3 protein-coding genes are annotated in these 1,521 nt (G+C 29.8%); all 3 read right to left on the bottom strand.

Annotated features, from left to right (window positions below):
- Positions 1-525, bottom strand: a 525-nt coding sequence (locus CQA53_RS11330; RefSeq protein WP_147290055.1) for a hypothetical protein, incomplete at its 3' end; no start/stop codon positions are given.
- Positions 522-803 (bottom strand): hypothetical protein, encoded by a 282-nt coding sequence (locus tag CQA53_RS11325; RefSeq protein WP_115544010.1) that lies wholly within the window; start codon positions 801-803, stop codon positions 522-524. The genes CQA53_RS11330 and CQA53_RS11325, both read right to left, overlap by 4 nt.
- Positions 793-1,497, bottom strand: a complete 705-nt coding sequence (locus CQA53_RS11320; RefSeq protein ID WP_115544009.1) for a hypothetical protein — start codon at positions 1,495-1,497, stop codon at positions 793-795. The genes CQA53_RS11325 and CQA53_RS11320 overlap by 11 nt, the downstream gene beginning before the upstream one ends.
- Between the last annotated feature and the right edge of the window lie 24 nt (positions 1,498-1,521).

The raw sequence follows: 1,521 nt of genomic DNA, 5'->3' as shown, positions 1-1,521 counted from the left end.
GTTAAATATGATTTCTATATGTTCATAATATTTTAAAAATAGAGCAACTCGAGATTTTGTATCCATAGTTTCTAAAGCATTTTGTGTATATTTGGCACATAATTCTTTAAATTCTTGGTTATTTTTAAAGCTACCAAGAGAGTCATAGCCACAAGGGAAAAGAAAAATTTTATTGCGGTGATTTACACCATATATTTCAATTCGTTCAAAAAATCTTATACCTGTTGCAAGAGAATAGCATATAGCAAAACTTCCATACGGATAAAAAACATTACCACTAAATCGCGTTTGTATAAACAACCCCTTATTATTCAAAAACATAGATTTAAAGTTAAGTGCTTTGTAGATTTCAAAACAAAAAACTAAAGCCAATAAACCATACCATAAAGATTCGTGAAGCAGCACAAACAGACAAAACCAACACATAAAAATCCCCAAAATAATGTAAAGTGCGTATTGAAACACCCCAATAACATGATATTGTCTTTGACTTTGCCATATGATATTATTGTGAGAATCTATCATATTCTGTCCTTTAAAAAGATAGGAAATATTCCAAAATTTCCCATTAGCTTGTATTTATAAAAAGTATTTATGCCACCTGAAGCTCCTTGCTTTTGCATATATCGCCCTAATACCTCGCTAGAATAAGCTCCTAACACAGTCATGCTATATGTTGTAGTTTTTCCCCCTAATCCAAAATCATTTAAAGGTGTAGGCAATTCCTTAAAATTTGGTGGTGTGCATACCTGTAATCCTGTATAAATATCCAAAATTGTTTTATATTGTTCGTTATTTTCCACAATCGGTTTCCTTTCTTAATCGCAAGATATTCTCCATATTCAATAACATAATGCTCCCAGAACCTCCGTAAATATACTGATAATCAAACGATAGAAAATCTTGAAAATATTTTTCTTCCAAAGTTATAAGATATTTTTCAATTTTTGGTTTTAGAATCTTTTCTAGTTCTTCAATGTTTTTTATGCCGTGTGCCCTAAAATTTTTGTGATTTTTGGCTATTCCAAAGATAAAAGATGTAGAACCATCGAAGGTCCGAATTATTGCATATTCTGTTTCAAAAGCACAATAAATTGTTTTAAATACAACATAAAAACTTCCAAATGGCAATGCCACATTTTTACCAAAATACTTTTGGATAATCAAATTGTCATTTGTGGCATAAATAGTTTTAAGATTCAAAGTTTGTAAAATAACAATTAAGAGATTCCATATTAGTATTGCAAACACGATTCCAAGCCCAATAATTACAGCTTGTTTATACCACTCCATTTTGCTATATTGCTCATATTGTTCCATATATTTCATTAAGCCCAAGATGAAAAAATAACAAAGCAATGTAACCCAGCCAATCCTAAGTCCCCAAGAAGTAATATTGTTGAGAATTGGAATATCATATTGTATTTGCCAAATAATCTCATCATCATTAGAATCTAATTTTTTAGATTCTATATTATTTAATTGTTTCTCACTCATTTACGCTACCCTCTCATCAAAATT

Origin of the sequence: Helicobacter didelphidarum (genome assembly GCF_003364195.1) — a bacterium.
Lineage (GTDB): Bacteria > Campylobacterota > Campylobacteria > Campylobacterales > Helicobacteraceae > Helicobacter_A > Helicobacter_A didelphidarum.
This window is presented reverse-complemented; position numbering and strand designations above follow the sequence as displayed.

What these genes read in the sequence shown, in the direction of transcription:
- CQA53_RS11320 (WP_115544009.1), bottom strand. Translation starts at nt 1,497, where the DNA reads ATGAGTGAGAAACAATTAAATAATATAGAATCTAAAAAATTAGATTCT.